The organism is Flavobacterium sp. (assembly GCF_027533505.1).
Lineage (GTDB): Bacteria > Bacteroidota > Bacteroidia > Flavobacteriales > Flavobacteriaceae > Flavobacterium.
This window is the reverse complement of record NZ_JAPZUB010000004.1, coordinates 42,705-61,477: the sequence shown is the minus strand read 5'-3', so window position 1 is coordinate 61,477 and position 18,773 is coordinate 42,705. Positions and strand designations below refer to the sequence as shown.

Genomic DNA, 18,773 nt, shown 5'->3' with positions numbered 1-18,773 from the left:
TTAAAATGCCTATGGAACCTTCCTTAGTAACTAAAGTAAACGAATGGTTGACCCCCACTTTTGATGAGGCCACGCAAGCAACTATTCGCCAAATGATGACGTCCAATCCAAAAGAATTGGAAGAAAGCTTTTATAAAAACTTAGAATTCGGAACCGGCGGTATGCGCGGCATCATGGGCATAGGTACCAACCGAATCAACCGCTACACCCTTGGAAAAAACACTCAGGGACTATCCGATTATTTAAAAAAATCATTCCCTGGAGAGGCGCTCAAAGTGGTTATCGCTTACGATTGCCGCCACAACAGTGATACCTTGGCCAAAGTCGTTGCCGATGTCTTTTCGGCCAACGGAATTCACGTATATTTGTTTTCCGAATTGCGCCCTACGCCTGAGTTGTCGTTTGCCCTTAAACATTTACAATGCCATGCCGGTATCGTGTTGACCGCCTCGCACAATCCGCCCGAATACAACGGGTATAAAGTGTATTGGCAAGACGGTGGACAATTGGTTCCGCCACAAGATGAGGAAATCATCGAAGTGATTGAGGCCTTACATTATGCCGATATTCGTTTTGAAGCCAATGAAGATTTGATTGAATATATCGATGAAGCCGTAGTTAAAGCCTTTGTGAATTCAACGCTTGCCAACGCTAGTTTCAACACGCCTAAAGAAGCGCGTGAAGGACTCAAAATTGTCTACACTTCGCTTCACGGAACCTCCATCAAATCCATTCCAGCCGTGCTCACCGCAGCGGGCTATACCGATCTAAATATCGTTCAGGAACAAGCCATCCCCAATGGCGATTTTCCAACCGTAAAGTCACCCAATCCCGAAGAACCAGAAGCTTTAACCCTAGCGTTGAAGTTGGCCAACGAAATTGGCGCCGACATCGTGATTGGAACCGATCCCGACTCCGATCGTTTGGGCGTGGCCGTGCGCAATACCCAAAACGAATTGGTGCTGTTGAATGGAAACCAAACCATGATCATCATGACTGCCTACCTTTTGGAACAATGGAAACGTGCCGGAAAAATCAACGGTAAACAATTTATTGGCTCTACCATCGTCTCCACTCCCATGATGCTCGAATTGGCTTCGGCCTATAACGTGGAATGCAAGGTAGGTTTGACCGGATTCAAATGGATTGCCAAATTCATTAAAGATTTTCCCGAACTCCAATTTATCGGTGGCGGTGAAGAAAGTTTTGGCTACATGGTCGGAGATGCCGTTCGCGACAAAGATGCGGTAGGTGCAACCCTTTTGGTCTGCGAAATTGCCTCACAAGCCAAAGCCGCTGGTAGTTCGCTCTTCCAAGAGCTCCTCAATCTCTACCTCGATCACGGCTTTTATAAAGAACACCTCATTTCACTCACCAAAAAAGGAATTTCAGGCTTACAAGAAATCAACCAAATGATGATTGACATGCGCCAAAATCCAGTGGCCGAAATCAATGGCCAACGGATCGTGTGTATCGAAGACTATCAAACCTCCAAAGGACGCGATGTACTAAACGGAAGTGAATTTGACCTCACCATCCCCAAATCCAACGTATTGATTTACTATTTGGAAGACGGTAGTAAAATCTGTGCCCGACCCAGTGGCACCGAACCCAAAATCAAATTTTATTTCAGCGTGAATGCGCCCCTCTCCTCTTTAGAAGAAATTGATGCGGTGGAAGCCCTTTTGGACAAAAAGATTAAAAATTGTATTGCCGACATGGGCTTAAACGCATGAAAGAAATCATCCACAAACTAAAGCCGTACATCTACCCCTTCAAAGATCATGTGGTAGGGAATGTTATTTACAACATTCTCTATGCACTATTTGGAACCTTATCCTTCATCACGCTCATCCCTATGATGAACGTTCTTTTTGACCAAACGAAAAAGGTCTATGAAGCGCCGGTATACACTACTATTTCTGGAGCAAAAGACTATCTCGAGAATCTTTTGTACTATAAAGTCACGCAATTCACCGACTCGGGGACACCTCAAAATGCGCTTTTCTTGGTGGTTTCGATTGTCATCGTTACATTTTTACTGAAAAACATTGCCGGATATATGGCCTCCTACCACATGATGCATTTGCGCACCAATGTCATGGCTACCATCCGCAACGAAATGTATCAAAAAATCATTTCCCTCCCAATTTCATTTTTTTCTGAAAAACGAAAAGGCGACGTTATGACCCGTATGCTAGGCGATGTAGGTGAAATGCAGAATTCCTTTTTTATGGTGCTAGAGCTTATCATCAAAGAGCCGCTCACCATCATTTTCTCCATCATAATGATGTTTACCATCAGTTGGAAACTCACCTTGTTTGTCTTTATCTTCATTCCCATCGCCGGATTTATCATTTCGTTGATTGGAAAAAGTCTCAAATCACAATCCCTTCGTGCCCAAAATGAAGCTGGTTACCTTATTTCACTATTGGAAGAAACACTCACCGGACTCAAAGTGGTCAAAAGCTATACGGCCGAGGAGAACTTCAAAAGCCGCTTCGAACAATCCGTGCACCGACTCTTAGTACTCTCCAACAAAATCGGAAAGAAAAACAACCTCGCCTCGCCCTTAAGTGAGCTCCTTGGAATCGTTACTATTGCCGTATTGTTGGTCTATGGAGGAACCTTGGTGTTGGTTGACAAATCCTTATCGGGCCCCGTATTCCTATCGTTTATGGGATTGGCGTATAACATTCTAACACCGGCCAAAGCAATTTCCAAAGCCTCGTATGCTGTGAAAAACGGGATTGCCGCCGCCGAACGGGTATTTGAAGTACTCGAACAAGAAAATACGGTAACCTCTGAACCCAATGCCGTTCAAAAATCCAACTTCACCGACAACATCACGTTGTCGCAGGTCAATTTCGGTTACCAAGACGAGCCTGTATTGAAAAACTTTTCGCTGACCATTCCCAAAGGAAAAACCGTTGCCTTGGTGGGACAATCGGGTAGCGGAAAAAGTACCTTGGCCAACCTGCTCACCCGCTTTTATGATGTTAACGAAGGTACTATTGCCATCGACGGCGTTGACATCAAAACCATGGACATTCATGCGCTGCGCCGTTTGATGGGCTTGGTGACTCAGGACTCGATTTTATTCAACGATACCATCGAAAACAACCTGCGTATCGGAAAACCCGAAGCCACAGAAGCCGAGTTAATCCATGCGTTGCAAGTGGCTAATGCTTATGATTTTGTGATGGAATTGCCCTTGGGACTCCAAACAAATATCGGAGATGCGGGTGGAAAACTCTCAGGTGGACAAAAACAACGAATTTCTATCGCCCGCGCGGTACTCAAAAACTCTCCCATCATGATTCTCGATGAGGCCACTTCAGCCCTCGATACCGAAAGTGAAAAAGCAGTGCAGATTGCCCTCGAAAATATGATGCAAAACCGCACTTCGATAGTCATCGCGCACCGTTTATCGACCATTCAAAACGCCGATACCATCGTGGTGCTCCATAAAGGCGAAATCATTGAGCAAGGCAACCACACCGAACTCATGGCGCTTGAGGGGACCTACGCCAAATTGGTGACGTTGCAAAGTTTTGACTAAGTCGGTTTCTTTTTTTAGGCAGCAAGAACACCTCTATTTCAAGCACACACCCACTCCCGTGCTCCACTGTATCTTTGGGCTAAACCCCAAAGGATGCCGTTGCGCCCGGGACTGAAAAGCAATCCCCTTTTCAAAAAAAAAAAAATCCGCTACGGCAGCGGATTGTATTCTTGTGGGACCCAAGTGTTGGATAGTAAATCGATATAGTAATAATGAACCTTATCGTTTTTGTCAAAAGCACCATTTTTATTCAAATCCTCAATAGCCCGAAAATACAAGCGCCCTAAACCTTCCAAACAGTTCCAATCAATCAACTCTTGATATTCCGTGGTGAGTTTGGTAAAATTTTGCCCCTCAAGGGTACTCACATACAAACTGCGAATATCGTTGGCGTTGACTACTCCATCTTGATTGGTATCGCTGTCTTGTACTTCATAAACCAAGAGTTTCGCCTTCCCCTTTTCGGCCAAGCCGTGCAAATAAGCCATACGCTCTATACGTATCGGTTTGTTGGTTAGGGAACGTAAGGAATCTTTGGGACTCACCTGAAACTTAACATTGGAGAGATTGCCGGCAATTTCAAACTCACTGGTATTCGACACTTGATAACTTACCCCGCTGTCATAGCGACTACTGCTAAAGTCTGCACCGCCTTTACTCCCTTCATTCAAAGCGACCTCACCCACCGGAAATAACAACACCGAGGTACCAGGAAATTGCACGGGCAAATCACACAATGTTAATAAAGTACCGTCTTTTTTCGCTTCCGTTTTGGGAGTCGAACTTTTGGAATAAATTACTTTTGGCTGCGGTGGTGTTTCTTTACAACCTACCAAAAGCAATAGCGACAAGGCAAAAGTCAATCGTTTCATAAGCACTTCAAATTAGAGTCGGGCCGTCAATCGGAGATTGAACACACGCGTCGTCATAAAATTAGGAATTCCATATTGATTTTTAGTGTAAGCATCGCGAACCCAAGTATTGGTGATTGCATTCTGATTATTAAACATATTAAACACTTCAAATCCCAACGACAAATCTTGGAATTTTCGCAACCAATGACTAGCGGCACGTTGTGCATTTCGTTCGGTAAACACGTAAAAGAAGCCCACATCCGCACGACGATAATCCCGTAAGCGCGTTTGATAGAGATAAGCATCGGCGTAGGAAGGAGAGCCTCCTGGTAAACCCGTGTTATACACAATATTCATGTAGATTTTTACATTCGGAATATTGGGCATGTAGTCTTGGAACAAAATTCCAAACTTCAACCGTTGATCCGTAGGACGCGCTATGTAGCCCCGATTGTTTTGATTCTCCTCGGTTTTCATATACCCAAAGGTAAACCACGATTCGGTGCCTTTGACAAACTCACCGTTCAAACGAACATCCAATCCATAGGCATACGCTACCGCATCGTTGTTGGCTCGGTATCGAATACGTACATTTTCTAAGGTATAGGTATTCACATCATCCATGGCCTTGTAATACAATTCTGAAACCAATTTAAAGGGACGATTCCACATGGTAAATCCGTAATCATTGGCCAACACAAAATGTACGGACTGTTGGGCTTTTACCCGTGGTTGCACTACCCCACTCATATCGCGTAATTCCCTGTAAAACGGGGGCTGGTAATAAAATCCTGTGGAAAATCGAAACAACATGTCTTTATTGTCGAGCTTGTAGGCGAGTTGCACCCGGGGACTAAATACGGTTTGCGTTACGGTTTCTAGACCACGCCCCGAAACGGTCCAATTGTGTGCCCGAACGCCTGCTGTAGCATACAACATGCCGCGTCGAACACGCGTTCTGGTGTTCCATTGCGCAAACGCTGAAATTCGGTTGATATCGACAAAATTGGTGGCCCGTACATTTTGAAAAGGAACCAACGGACCCACATAAGGATTATAGGGCTGATCATTTGGAATATCCACCACCGGAGGATTAATCGAGAAACCGGCCGAGTCAATAACTTCCCATTCCACCAAACGATCTCTGAAATTCTCATGGGTGAACTTAGCCCCCCAATCAAAGCGATGCTTGCGATTTTCGTTGTGCGACCCCTTAATTTCAAAGTTCATGATCAACGCATCGAGGTTGTTGCGAGCATGATTCAATTGCGACCCAATGGCGCGGTTAAAAGTGACATTCCCAAAAGTTTCCGATCCAATATTGGCATCCACTTCACCTAAAAAATACGAGGCATCAATATCAAAATATTCCTGTTCTTGGGTATGAAAAGCCGAAGCAATAATTTTATATGTCGTATTCTCATTGGCTTGATACACCGATTTGAAGGCGCCAAATAAAGTTTGGTAACGGTCGTCTTCTTGTCCTTCGTAAAAAATCTGCAAAGCAATAGGTTCGTCCAAGGTTCCAAAATTCGTTTGGCGGGTCAAAGGCTGATAATTGTAGCGATTGTACGAAGCATTTCCAAGAAAGCTGTGGTTCCACTTGCCTCCGGGCATAAAATTGATATTCACCTGAGCATCCATGAAACGCGGACGGAAATTGGTTTGCGTTTCCTGACTGTTCACGAGCAGAGAGTTGTCACGGTAGCGTAATCCACCAATAGCACTCCATTTTTTATCTTTTGAAATCCCTTCAGCTGATACGGCCCCACCCAAAAAACTAGCTTCCATCGAAGCGCCAAACTTCTCAGGATTACGGTAGGTGATGTCTAGCACTGAGGACATTTTATCGCCGTATTTCGCTTCAAATCCTCCAGCAAAAAAATCAATTTTTTGGGTCAAATCACTGTTTACAAAACTCAATCCTTCTTGTTGACCCGAGCGAATTAAAAACGGGCGATAGACTTCAATTTCATTGACATACACCAAATTTTCGTCGTAATTTCCACCGCGAACGCTGTATTGTGAACTCATGTCGCTGTTCGAACTCGCTCCAAGAATTTTCAATACATTTTCGACTCCAGCATTCAAGCCGGGAATACGCCGTACTACTTGCGGGTCCACACTAATAATCCCGCGCGCTCTGGGACGAACGCCAGTGATAACAACCCCTTCGAGTTGCTCTTGCTCACTATCCATTACAGGGTTAAATTCGAGAATCTCTTGGGGTTTTACTTGAAAATTGGCGGTAATGGACTTAAAGGCAACGTGTTTAAAACGAACGGTAATCTTGCGGTCGGCTGGAATTTCAAGCACATAAAATCCATTGGCATCCGAAGTTACGGAGATCATATCATAGGATATATTGGCGCCTTCAATAGGTTTGTTGTTTTCATCCAAAACCACACCCGTGATCTTTCCGGTTTGTGCCATGGAAACTGTGGTTACTGCCAAGAACAATAGACCAATGAAATAGTTGGATAACGACAAAATGAGTTATTTTTTTGGATTTCGGTTAAACGTGGATTCAAATATAGTTGAATTTCCAACATGGTCAACGACTTCGACTTTCAAATTATTGTTTCCCGCTTTCAAAAATCGCTCTTCAAAAACATGAGTAATCCGTTTTAACTTCGGATCGTACTCAAACAACACCCATTCGCCATTGAGATACCCATTGACTTTGGCCACCCCTGATTGCTCATCGGAAATCGTGAGTTGCAACGCATTTAAACCAGACCAGTCTTTACTTTTGGGTGGTTTGAACCAAGCTATTTTTGGTGGTAATACATCCTGAACCAATTGAAATTTACCCAATGTTTTGGTACGCATCGTAAAAGTAGCCCCGTCGACTTGAGTGGGATTATACCCAAAACGATTCCCTTGAACGGTTGCGATGTAAGTTTTGGCTCGTAATGCGGCAGGAATTGATTCGTTTTTCCAAGTTAGCGTAAAATTTTGGTGTAAAGGAACAATATCCTCATGCAACTGAACTTGATTGTTTTTTACGTCAAATTGAAAATAAAAATCATCGTAAAAGGTTTTCGCTGGAAAATACACCGAAACGTTATCTTTTTCAAACAAGGCATCGGTTTGACACTTCATAAAATACGGTGTTTTGAGTGTTGGATCGGCTATTTTTGCAGGCGCATTGGAATAGGAGATGGGCAGTGTGATTACGGTTTGATTCCCGTTAAAATCAGCCACTTCAATACGGGCTGTGGTCGCCATATTAGGGGTTACCGTAAGGAGTCCCCCCGCCTTGACATTGCGCAAATTGGACCAAGCGTAGGGATAGTTATAAAACAATTTTTGAAAACGCTGCTTTGTTTTTTTGAAGCGTTCATAATCGATATACGCATTGATATAGCGGGCTTCATCAAAGGCCATTTGATCAAAAAGAACTTCAAAATTACACTGGCCGTTATGGTACAAACGGGTTTGGTAAGTTCCATTGTTGTTGAACGACACGTCATCGCGATCAAAGGCATTGATGGCAAAACCAAGTGTCCCCGAAGCTTGGATTTTTTGGGCAATATACGTCCCATCAGCTTGCAAAGATAGGCTCAACAATACCGGCCGTTTGGATTCATTTACTACGGCATCGGGACCAACAGGATAGACCATCACATTGGCTACGGTAGGCGCTTTGGAATCTTGGATAACCAATCCAAAAAACAAGGGATTTATAATTTGCTCCGTTTTGGAATCGCGAATTTCAAAATGCAAATGAGGCCCGTCTGAACCGCCCGTGTTGCCCGATAGCGCAATGAGTTCCCCTTTTTTGACGGGCAGTTCCCCAGGTTTAAAATAAGCTTCTACGGCAAAAGACTTCGCTTCGTATTGCAAGGCTTGAATTTTGGCTTCAAAAACTCCAACCGCCTTTTGCAAATGTCCGTACACGGTAGTATACCCGTTGGGATGCGTTATGTATACCGCTTTTCCATAGCCATTGGTTGCAATTTTAATGCGTGAAACATACCCTTCGGCGGCAGCATACACCGGTAGTCCCTCGCGTTGCTGTGTTTTGAAATCAAATCCGGCATGAAAATGATGGGGCCGTAATTCTCCAAAATTACCAGAAAGTTGCAAGGGTATCGCGAGCGGAGATTGAAAATAATCTTGTGGATACGGCTGAGCGAATAAGTAAGTAATTGAACACCAAAAAAATAGCAAACTGCGCATAAAAAAAGGTCTTTGGGCTAAAATAGCAAAAGAGAATGGGAGATGAAAACATTTGCTGTTAAGAATTTACAAAATACTGAATCGCAAAAGTTTAGCCAAGCGCTTCAAAATAAATTGTATTTTTTGTCGTTTTTATTGGTTAAATACCCCGAGAGTTATAAATTTGTGGGATTAAGTAACGAAAGGCGTCACCCATGAGTGAAATCAAAGAAATCATTGATGCACTGGAAAAAAAAGTGTTGCGATTGTGTGCCAAGGTGGACGATTTAGAACAAAAAAACCGCGCATTACAGCAACAGTTGCAGGGTTCAGCGCAAAGTTTAGCCCAACAACAAGCCACTCATGCCCAGCTTATCAAGGATTTTGAAGCGCTCAAAATGACCAATTCGTTATTAGGCAGTGAAGAATATAAACGAGATACCAAGCTAAAAATCAATGCGCTGATTCGAGAAATCGACTATTGCATTGCCCAATTGGCTGATTAAATATGAACGATAAACTGAAAATCAAGTTATCGATAGCCGACCGTGTCTATCCGCTCACTGTTGACATGAGTCAAGAGGAGGGTTTGCGCAGTGCAGCCAAAAAAATCGATGCAATGATTAAACAGTTTGAGGAAAACTATGCCGTTCGGGACAAACAAGACGTTTTGGCTATGTGTGCCTTACAGTTTGCCTCGCAATTGGAACAGCAAAAATCAGTCGATACGGTAGTTGATACAGAATCAATTGACCGATTAGCCCGTTTGAATAATGCTTTGGAAACCTATCTCAACCGCTAGAAACAACGTTCTTTTAGATTAAAATACTGCCTACATTAGTTCATTTTTGGTAAACTCAACACTAACAAATTCAAATGAGCAAATCGTCGCTACTATAGCATGCCCGCCCGACGGGAAGCCAGAACAGCGAGCTAGCTCAAAACTTGTCTTTACGAGTTTATACAAGCAACTAATGTGGGCTTTTTTTATATATAACCTTACAAAACCATGAGTATAGTAGAAGTAATAATCGGCCTAGTGGTCGGATTAGCCGGCGGCTTTGGTGTCGCCAAAATGCTGGAGCGCAGCAATGTCTCCGCTTTGATTAAGAATGCCAAAAAAGAAGCTGCATCGATTTTAAAAGATGCCAGTTTGGAAGCTGAAAACTTGAAAAAAGACAAATTACTGCAGGCGAAAGAGAAGTTTTTAGAATTGAAAGCCGAGCATGAAAAAGAGATTTTAGCCAAAGACAAAAAAATGGCTGAAGTTGAAAAACGCATCCGCGATAAAGAATCGCAAGTATCTAGTGAATTGGCCAAAACCAAAAAACTCAACGATGATTTTGAAGCTAAGGCCAAAGAATACGAAACCAAGATTGAAATCCTAGACAAAAAGCATCAAGAAGTAGATAAGATGCATAAAAGTCAAGTAGAACAATTGGAAGTTATTTCAGGATTGTCGGCAGAAGAGGCCAAAGAACAACTGGTGGAAAGTTTGAAAGCGGAGGCTAAAACCAAAGCCATGGCCCACATCCAAGAAACCATCGAAGAAGCTAAGTTAACCGCACAACAAGAAGCAAAAAAAGTGATCATCAGCACAATTCAACGTGTAGGTACGGAAGAAGCGGTAGAAAACTGTGTTTCGGTCTTCAATATCGAATCCGATGACGTGAAAGGACGCATCATTGGTCGTGAAGGGCGTAACATTCGTGCGTTGGAAGCGGCAACAGGTGTGGAAATCATTGTAGACGATACCCCTGAGGCTATCATTCTATCGTGTTTTGACCCTGTACGTCGTGAAATTGCACGTTTATCTTTGCATAAACTGGTAACCGACGGTCGTATTCACCCTGCACGAATTGAGGAGGTCGTGGCGAAAACAACCAAACAAATTGAAGACGAAATCATCGAGGTAGGAAAACGTACGGTGATTGATTTAGGCATTCATGGATTGCATCCGGAGTTGATTAAAATTGTAGGCCGCATGAAATACCGTTCCTCTTACGGTCAAAACTTATTGCAACACTCCCGCGAAGTAGCGAAGTTGTGTGGTATAATGGCCGCTGAATTAGGGCTGAATGTAAAACTAGCCAAACGTGCTGGTTTACTTCACGATATCGGTAAAGTACCCGACGCCGAAAGTGATTTACCACACGCCTTGTTGGGAATGCAATGGGCTGAAAAATATGGTGAGAAAGAAGAAGTTTGCAATGCTATTGGTGCACACCACGATGAAATCGAAATGAAGTATTTGATTTCTCCGATTATCCAAGTTTGTGATGCGATTTCTGGAGCACGTCCGGGAGCCCGTCGTCAAGTATTGGATTCCTATATCCAGCGTTTGAAAGACTTGGAAGCTATTGCTTTTGGATTCCATGGGGTGAAAAATGCGTATGCCATTCAAGCGGGTCGCGAATTGCGTGTGATTGTGGAAAGTGAAAAAGTAACCGACGATATGGCTGCAAAACTTTCGTTTGAAATCTCACAAAAAATTCAAACGGAAATGACCTACCCAGGTCAAGTGAAGATTACGGTAATTCGTGAAACACGCGCCGTGAATATTGCCAAATAAAAAAGTAGGACTAAAAAAAGAAAGGGAACTCTTCATTGATGTTCCCTTTTTTTACATCAACTAACCGGCACTGGTTAGCATTTCTTCAAATTCTTTGGTCGTAATAGGTTTGAAATAATAATCCTTTACTTCCTCTTTGTACTGCTTTGAACGGTCGATATCGGTGGAGTCGTTGGAAGAACTGACCAAATATACCGTGATATCTTTCGACATATTGTTTTTCAGCTTTCGAAATTCGTCCAAGAACTGCCATCCGTCGTAAATAGGCATATTGATGTCTAGGAGAATTAAATCGGGTTCTTTTTCGGTTTTCAAAACATTTTTCAACCCGTCAATCGCTTCCAATCCGTTAAAGAAGAATTGAGCCTCCGCTTCGATATTGCATTTATTAAATAATTTTTTAATGACAAAGTGATACACTAAATCGTCATCCACGACAAAAATATTATTGAATTTCATTCGAAAAGTTGATTTTGAAAGTGGTTCCTACATTAACTTGACTCTCTACTTCGATACTGCCGCCCATAGATTCGATTTGGTTTTTAGTGATAAACAAGCCGATACCACGGGCATTAGGATGCTGATGAAACGTTTTATACATGCCAAACAATTTCTCTCCGTATTTTTCCAAATTGATCCCCACGCCATTGTCTTGGATAAGCAGCACCAATTTTCCATGCTCCTTTTGAAGCGAATACCGAATTTCAGGTTGCCTGTCGGGATGCGCATACTTAATGGCATTGGTGGTAAAATTTAAAAAGATACTTTCCAAATAGGCTGGATTAAATTGTACCGTTTCTTTAGCATCTACCAAATTTACGATATTTACGTTATGGTCCTTAATTTCTTTACTTAAAAGTTCGAGGGTATGATTTAAAAAAGCATTTAAATTCAAATTCTCTTTCTTATGAATAATTGTACTCTGAATGTCAACCAGCTCTTTTAAATGATCGATGGTTTCGGACAAGGCTTTTGAAGTGGTTTTCAAAAAGCCAAAGCACTCCTCTTTTTGCTGAGGATCGTCCGTTTCATCAATAATATTGATTAACATCTTAAAGTTGCCCGTATGCGAGCGAAGGTTATGCGATACGATATGGGCAAAGTTGAGCAATCGGTTGTTTTGTTTGGAGATAATCTCCATATGGGCTTGCAACGCTTGTTCTTCCTCTTTTTCAGAAGTAACATCGGTATGCACCCCTATAATTCGCAACGGATTGCCTTGTGCATCGCGCTCAATTACTTTTCCTTTACTTCGTATCCATCGATACACACCATGCTTGGTAAGGACTCGTTTGGTATTCTCAAAATACGTAGTTTGTCCATTACTATGGTTTGCGATTTCTTGTTTGTATTGTATGTAATCATCGGGGTGAATACGCTCATCCCACTTGGAATTAGTCACCAAATTATCGCTAGCATCAAAATCCAAGATGGCCAGCGATTCTTTAGAAAAGTACACCCGATCGGTGGCTACATTGTAATCCCAAACGCCATTATTAGAGGCTTCCAAGGCAAATTGATAGCGTGCTTCCGATTCGATAATGCGAAACTCTCGTTGCTTTATATCGGTAATATCGGTTAAACTTCCGATAAATATAGCGTCGCCATTTTCATCAATATCAATAGTTGCCTTCGCTTTAAACCATAAAACCCCTCGGGTACGTAGCACCACGCGAAACTCATGGTTCCAATGCTCACTGCTGTCTTTGGCTTTGATAATGGATTGCAAAAAATCATCCCAATCTTCGGGATGTATGCGATTTTTAATTACTTCTAAAGGGTTCCCTGCAATTTCAAAGCGATTGACTTCAAAAAAAGAAATAATGCTTTTGTTGAGATAGGTAAAGAAAAACTCTTGCTGCGCAGTAACGGATATTTGAAATATTAAATCGGGAATCAGATTTAATATCCGCTTATGATAATTGTACTGTACAGCACTAAACCGAGGGTTGGCGGCTAAGTTTGTGGTCATAGTCGTAGGTTTTGGGGCGTTTGGATTCATTTTTCTACTTGAGGAGGTAAAAAAGTGAAATCAAATTTAACAAAAGATTCGATATAAAGTACATTTTTATCGATAAAATGCACGCAACTATCGAAAAAAGAGTTGTTTTGTTCGAATTTATTTACTTAAATTTTTTTCGTGGATGATAGTGATGCATTATTTGGGTTAAATGCCTACGGTCTAAGTGCACATATACTTCGGTGGTGGTAATCGACTCGTGCCCCAACATCATTTGGATGGCCCGTAAATCAGCGCCATTTTCCAACAAGTGGGTAGCAAAGGAGTGTCGAAAGGTATGTGGACTGATCTTTTTCTGTAAATGGATAGCTTGCGCCAAGTCTTTAATTATGGTAAAAATCATCGCACGGGTAAGGGCTTTCCCCCTACGATTCAAAAATAATGTATCTTCAAATCCTTTCTGAATGGGAACATGAACGCGAACCTCACGTCGATACCGTTCAATACATTGTAAGGTAAAGGTGGCCAAGGGTACAAAACGTTGTTTATTTCCTTTTCCCGTTACTTTTAAAAAACCTTCGTCAGCGAAAATGTCCGAAATTTTTAAGGTAACGAGTTCGGATACGCGCAACCCACAGCCGTACAACACTTCTAGCATAGTTCGGTTACGTTCGCCTTCAGGTTTGGACAAATCAATAGCGGCAATCAAACGATCAATTTCAACCGTACTTAAGGTATCGGGAAGTTTACGTCCCAAACGCGGTGCTTCAATCAATTCCATCGGACTGTCCCCGCGGAGATTTTCAACAAGTAGATAATTGAAAAAAGACTTGAGTCCACTGATCAATCGGGCTTGTGATCGTGCATTCAATTCTTTGGAAACGGCATAGACAAAAGCCTGTATGTGTTGTGACGTTATGGTTAATGGCGAAACTTCAGGATGATGTTCGGCCAAAAAAGCACAAAGCCGTTCCAAATCAAAGCGATAACTTGCTAAGGTATTGGGTGACATCCCGCGTTCTAATCGCAGGTAATCATTATAGGATTTAAGATACGCTTTCCATTGCATGGCCTAAAGATACAAAACAAAAAAGCCACCCCGAAGGATGGCTTTCTGTATTCAAAAGAAAGAATTAGAACTTATAGTTTACACCGAAAGTAACTGCTCTCCAGTCACCACCAAAACTTAAAGTATTAGTTTTGTCTGCACCATTTCCTCCATTATCATTAGAAGAGTAAGTCAATGCACCTACACCAGCTTCTAAAGAAAAGTTAGAAGACACGAAATAGTTCATACCTAAACCTAAACCAACTTGAAATTCTTTTTCTTTTGCATCATTAAGCTTGTTTTCCCAATTGTTCAAATCAAAACCTAAGTTAGCAAATAATGAAAATTTAGAAGCAGGTGTAAAGTAATAACGTCCAAAAGCTCCAACTGTAAATGCAGTTCTGTCTTGAGTAGTTATTGAACCAGCTTCAGATTTGTCTGAACCAAAACCTAATTTAGCTCCAACAGCAATGTTTTCTGTTACAAAATAAGCTACTCTTGGCTCAAACAAGAAAGCATTTTCTTTGTTATCACCAGTTTTTTCATTTGACAAAGTAACTGCACCGGAAACGAATAAGTCACCTTTTGCAAAACCTTCTGTACCTTGTTTTTTGTCTTGAGCATTAGCAGCAGAAAATGCAAGTACTGCAGCTAGAGAAAGAATAATTTTTTTCATGTTCTATTTTGTTTAAAATTATTGAGACAAAGTTAAAACGATTCTTAGGGGAAACTTTTTAACTCAAAAACGGAGTTGTTAACATAGTTGTTAACATAGTTGTCAACATTAACATTCGTTTAAAACATTCAAATACAAATTGTTAAACCAATTTAGCACTTTTTAACGTATTCCAAAAAATAGAAAAAAAAGAAAAATGCTTCTCAAAATGCGGAATTAGTGTACTTTTATTAGGTAAAAATGATATTAAATTATCCCTACACAACTATGAATAAACCTTTGCAAGTGATGATTATCAACGGTCCCAACCTCAACTTGTTGGGCAAACGCGAACCTGAGCTATATGGTAATCAAGATTTTGAATCGTTTTTGCGCGACATGAAAACACAGTTCCCCGGGGTGGCTTTTCACTATTTTCAGAGCAATATCGAAGGAGAACTCATTAACTGTATCCATGAATGTGGTTTTACATTTGACGCCATTATTTTGAACGCGGGAGCTTATACACATACGTCTATCGGTATAGGCGATGCGGTCAAAGGTGTAACAACTCCGGTTATTGAAGTACATATATCCAACACCTATGCACGCGAGAGCTTCCGGCATCAATCCTATATTGCGCCACATGCCGCAGGAGTTATCGTGGGTTTTGGGTTAAAAAGTTACACCTTAGCTGTTCAAAGTTTATTGCACTAACCCTATGAAAAACATCATTTTTACACTCGCTGTACTTTGGAGTACATTCACCTTTAGCCAAATCAAAGGAAAAGTTTCCGACAGTAAAGGGCAACCCATTGCCTTTGCCAACATATACGTACAAGACACCTATATAGGTACCACTTCCAACGATAACGGTCATTATGAAATCTATCCCAAGCAAAATGGGACGTATGTAATCCTGTTTCAATTTTTAGGCTATAAAACCGAAAAGCGTGTTGTGGAGTATACCGGAAAAAGTGAAATCCTTGACGTGGTTTTACAAACGGAAGACATTCAGCTGAACGAAGTAGTCATCGATGCTAAAGCAAATCCTGCCATTGCCATTATCAAACAAGCCATCGCTAATCGCAAAGCCAATGGGAGCAAAACAGGACAATACACCTGTGATTTCTATTCCAGAGGAATTTTTCGGGTGAAAAATCTTCCGAAGACCTTTATGGGACAAAAAATTGATTTCTTGGATGAAGTTATCGACTCCACGCGAAGTGGTATCCTTTACCTATCGGAAACGGTGTCCAAACTTACCTTTCAAAAACCCGACAAATTGAAGGAAGTGATTGTAGCCTCTAAAGTAAGTGGTCAAGACAATGGCTTTAGCTTTAACAATGCGGCGCAAGCTAACTTTGATTTTTATGAAAATTACATTGAAATCAATGCTAAGGCGATCTCTCCTATTGCCGACAATGCCCTCAATTATTACCGTTATACCTTTGAAGGCTCGTTTGCCGACGAAAACAATCACCTTATAAATAAGATTAAAGTGACGCCCAAACGCATGAGCGAACCTGCCTTTGAAGGATACATTTATATCGAAGATCAAGACTATGCCATTTATGCGATAGACTTGAGCATTAAAGGAAGTCAATCCCAAAATCCGGCGCTAAACACCCTGCATTTTAAACAAAGTTTTAGCTACAACAACAAAACCAAGGTGTGGAGCAAAAACACGCAAACCTTGGATTTTGATGCGGGGATGTTTGGGTTCAATTTCAACGGCCGATTTACTTATGTCTATTCTAATTTTGATTTCCCAAAACAAATAGAACGCCGCACATTTACCGCCGAAGTCCTAAAGTTTGAGGAAAATGCCAACAAAAAAGACGATACGTTTTGGAATACCATTCGTCCTGTACCCCTGACGTCCGAGGAAAGCACCGACTATGTCAAAAAAGAAATGTTACAAACCAAACGCAAATCACAACCTTATTTAGACTCTATCGATCGAAAACGAAATAAATTCAAATGGATGGATGTACTAATGGGATATACCTATTCGAATTCATTCAAAAATCGCTCGTTTTCGTATGAAGGACCGGCTTTCAATACCGCCTTCAATACCGTTCAAGGATGGAAAACTCAAATCGGTTTCAACTACACGCAACGCAATGAGGATAAACGAACTTTTTACCGCATCGGTACGCGTTTGGATTATGGATTTTCAGAAGATCGTTTGCGTTTTTCGGCTTCCTACACCCAAAAATTAGACAACATCCGCAATTCGTTTTTGGTCATCAACGGAGGGTCCACCGTTAATCAGTTCAACCCTGCCAATCCGATAACCGACAACATTAACTCGATCGCCTCCTCCTTTTTTAAAAATAACTTTATGAAATTGTATGAGAAAAATGCGATTTCCGTGGGATACAGTGGTGAAATTGTCAACGGATTCCGATTGAACGCCACTGTGGAATACGCCGATCGAAAGCCGCTGTTCAATACCACTTTTCAAGCTACCGTTAAATCGAATGATCGTTACACCTCAAACAATCCATTATTGCCTTTTGATGAGTTGACCCCAGCATTTACGCGTCATCAACTGATGAAAGCGTCGTTTACAGGGCGTTTTAATTTTGGGCAAAAATATTGGACCCGACCTGATGGAAAATTTACTATTGGGAACGACGACTACCCTACGCTTTTTGTAACCTACGAAAAAGGATTTGCAGCAAGTGAAAAACAATACGAATTTGACTTTGTATCGGCGCGTATTTACCAAGAATTAAGTTTGGGTAATAAAGGAGAATTCGTTTACAACCTCAAATCGGGTAAATTTTTCAATGCCGAAAACATTGCTTTTCCCGATTTTAAACATTTTAATGGAAATCAAACGCACGTGGCCGGCGGTGGACGCTATACCAATGTTTTTAATAATTTACCTTATTATAGTGCTAGTACCAACGATGCTTTTATTGAATTGCATATGGAGCACAACGACCAAGGGTATTTGATGAATAAAATTCCTTTGCTTCAAAAACTAAATACACAATTGGTATTGGGCTACCATAATTTGTCGGTGCCTAATCGCGCCCCTTATCACGAATTCACCATTGGTTTGGATAATTTAGGTTTCAAAAAATTTAAAATCTTACGCATCGATTATGTTCGTTCGTACCAAAGTGGCTTTGTAAGTGATGCGGTAATCTTTGGATTGAAATTCTTAAATATCGTAGAATAACTAAAAAACATCCCAAGCCAAACGAAGTAAGGTAGTCACTACCACAAGCATAAATACGCGACGAATAAATCGATTCCCGCGGGCTACGGCAGTTTTGGCGCCTACCCATCCGCCCAATGCATTGGCAAAAGCCATGGGGATTGCGATACTCCAAATAATTTTCCCTTTGGTGATAAAAAGGAGAATTGACCCTAAATTGGTTGCCAAGTTGACCCCTTTGGCATGGGCGGAAGCGTGTAAAAAATCAAAACCCAGCAATACGATAAACCCTAGCACTAAAAAACTTCCTGTACCTGGACCGATAAATCCGTCATAAAAACCGACTACCAAAGCCAAAAGAAGTCCGATGATTTTCATTTTAAACGGAGAAAAGGTAGGCGCGCTGCGTTGCCCAAAATCTTTTTTCACCCAAGTATACCCCGCAATCCCGATAAGCACAATGAATAACACAGGTTTCATAAAGGCATTGTGAACGCGTGTCAACAACCATGACCCCAAGCAAGACGCTGAAAAGGCTACGATTGCCATCGGAATTAGCAACTTCAAACGTAAGGCAACTTGTTGAATGTATTGGCGTGCGGCCATGAAAGTACCACTAAACGCAGGGACTTTAAGTGTTCCTACCACAGTGGCTACGGATTCATTGGGCAGCAAAATTAATCCTACGGGGGTTTGAATCAACCCACCGCCCCCCACGACTGCGTCGACAAATCCAGCGAAAAAAGCTGCAATACAAAGAATGATGATGATATAGGTTTCCAT

15 protein-coding genes are annotated in these 18,773 nt (G+C 41.6%); 7 read left to right on the top strand and 8 right to left on the bottom strand.

Annotated features, from left to right (window positions below; genetic code table 11):
* The first annotated feature begins 5 nt into the window (after positions 1-5).
* Both O9316_RS01290 and O9316_RS01285 read left to right on the top strand, forming a co-directional pair.
* On the top strand, positions 6-1,736 hold the full coding sequence (locus tag O9316_RS01290) for a phospho-sugar mutase (RefSeq protein WP_298346898.1): 1,731 nt from the start codon (positions 6-8) through the stop codon (positions 1,734-1,736).
* Positions 1,733-3,562 (top strand): ABC transporter ATP-binding protein, encoded by a 1,830-nt coding sequence (locus tag O9316_RS01285; RefSeq protein WP_298204868.1) that lies wholly within the window; start codon positions 1,733-1,735, stop codon positions 3,560-3,562. The genes O9316_RS01290 and O9316_RS01285 overlap by 4 nt, the downstream gene beginning before the upstream one ends.
* Before the next feature lie 149 nt (positions 3,563-3,711).
* On the opposite strand, the gene O9316_RS01280 is transcribed toward O9316_RS01285, so the two are convergent.
* The 3 genes from O9316_RS01280 to O9316_RS01270 form a co-directional block, all read right to left on the bottom strand.
* On the bottom strand, positions 3,712-4,434 hold the full coding sequence (locus tag O9316_RS01280; protein ID WP_298204867.1) for a hypothetical protein: 723 nt from the start codon (positions 4,432-4,434) through the stop codon (positions 3,712-3,714).
* Between the two features lie 12 nt (positions 4,435-4,446).
* Positions 4,447-6,849 (bottom strand): TonB-dependent receptor, encoded by a 2,403-nt coding sequence (locus O9316_RS01275; protein WP_298204914.1) that lies wholly within the window; start codon positions 6,847-6,849, stop codon positions 4,447-4,449.
* A 63-nt stretch (positions 6,850-6,912) separates the two neighbouring features.
* Entirely contained in the window at positions 6,913-8,601 is a 1,689-nt protein-coding gene (locus tag O9316_RS01270; RefSeq protein ID WP_298204866.1) for a M23 family metallopeptidase, read from the bottom strand.
* Between the two features lie 194 nt (positions 8,602-8,795).
* Here O9316_RS01270 and O9316_RS01265 point away from each other — a divergent pair, with 194 nt between their 5' ends.
* The 3 genes from O9316_RS01265 (at position 8,796) to rny (ending at position 11,152) form a co-directional block, all read left to right on the top strand.
* On the top strand, positions 8,796-9,086 hold the full coding sequence (locus O9316_RS01265; protein WP_298204865.1) for a hypothetical protein: 291 nt from the start codon (positions 8,796-8,798) through the stop codon (positions 9,084-9,086).
* A gap of 2 nt (positions 9,087-9,088) precedes the next feature.
* Entirely contained in the window at positions 9,089-9,382 is a 294-nt protein-coding gene (locus O9316_RS01260; protein WP_073363264.1) for a cell division protein ZapA, read from the top strand.
* Positions 9,383-9,589: 207 nt separating this feature from the next.
* Positions 9,590-11,152 (top strand): ribonuclease Y, encoded by a 1,563-nt coding sequence (rny, locus tag O9316_RS01255; protein WP_298346896.1) that lies wholly within the window; start codon positions 9,590-9,592, stop codon positions 11,150-11,152.
* Between the two features lie 60 nt (positions 11,153-11,212).
* On the opposite strand, the gene O9316_RS01250 is transcribed toward rny, so the two are convergent.
* From O9316_RS01250 to O9316_RS01235, 4 genes are all read right to left on the bottom strand, one after another.
* On the bottom strand, positions 11,213-11,611 hold the full coding sequence (locus tag O9316_RS01250) for a response regulator (RefSeq protein ID WP_298204864.1): 399 nt from the start codon (positions 11,609-11,611) through the stop codon (positions 11,213-11,215).
* Positions 11,598-13,124, bottom strand: a complete 1,527-nt coding sequence (locus O9316_RS01245; protein ID WP_298204863.1) for a PAS domain-containing sensor histidine kinase — start codon at positions 13,122-13,124, stop codon at positions 11,598-11,600. Before O9316_RS01245 ends, O9316_RS01250 begins: the two co-directional genes overlap by 14 nt.
* Positions 13,125-13,275: 151 nt before the next feature.
* Positions 13,276-14,181, bottom strand: coding sequence for a site-specific tyrosine recombinase XerD (gene xerD, locus O9316_RS01240; RefSeq protein ID WP_298204862.1), 906 nt, complete (start codon positions 14,179-14,181; stop codon positions 13,276-13,278).
* 64 nt (positions 14,182-14,245) lie between these two features.
* Entirely contained in the window at positions 14,246-14,836 is a 591-nt protein-coding gene (locus O9316_RS01235; RefSeq protein WP_298204861.1) for an outer membrane beta-barrel protein, read from the bottom strand.
* Between the two features lie 279 nt (positions 14,837-15,115).
* On the opposite strand from O9316_RS01235, the gene aroQ reads away from it, so the two are divergent.
* Positions 15,116-15,532 carry a type II 3-dehydroquinate dehydratase gene (gene aroQ, locus O9316_RS01230; RefSeq protein WP_298204913.1) on the top strand — a complete coding sequence of 139 codons (417 nt, stop codon included), beginning with the start codon at positions 15,116-15,118 and terminating at the stop codon, positions 15,530-15,532.
* A gap of 4 nt (positions 15,533-15,536) precedes the next feature.
* Positions 15,537-18,011, top strand: coding sequence for a DUF5686 and carboxypeptidase regulatory-like domain-containing protein (locus O9316_RS01225; RefSeq protein ID WP_298204860.1), 2,475 nt, complete (start codon positions 15,537-15,539; stop codon positions 18,009-18,011).
* Here the strand turns inward: O9316_RS01225 and O9316_RS01220 are convergent, their stop codons facing one another.
* Positions 18,012-18,773: a TSUP family transporter gene (locus O9316_RS01220; RefSeq protein ID WP_298204859.1), complete on the bottom strand. Its 762-nt coding sequence runs from the start codon at positions 18,771-18,773 to the stop codon at positions 18,012-18,014.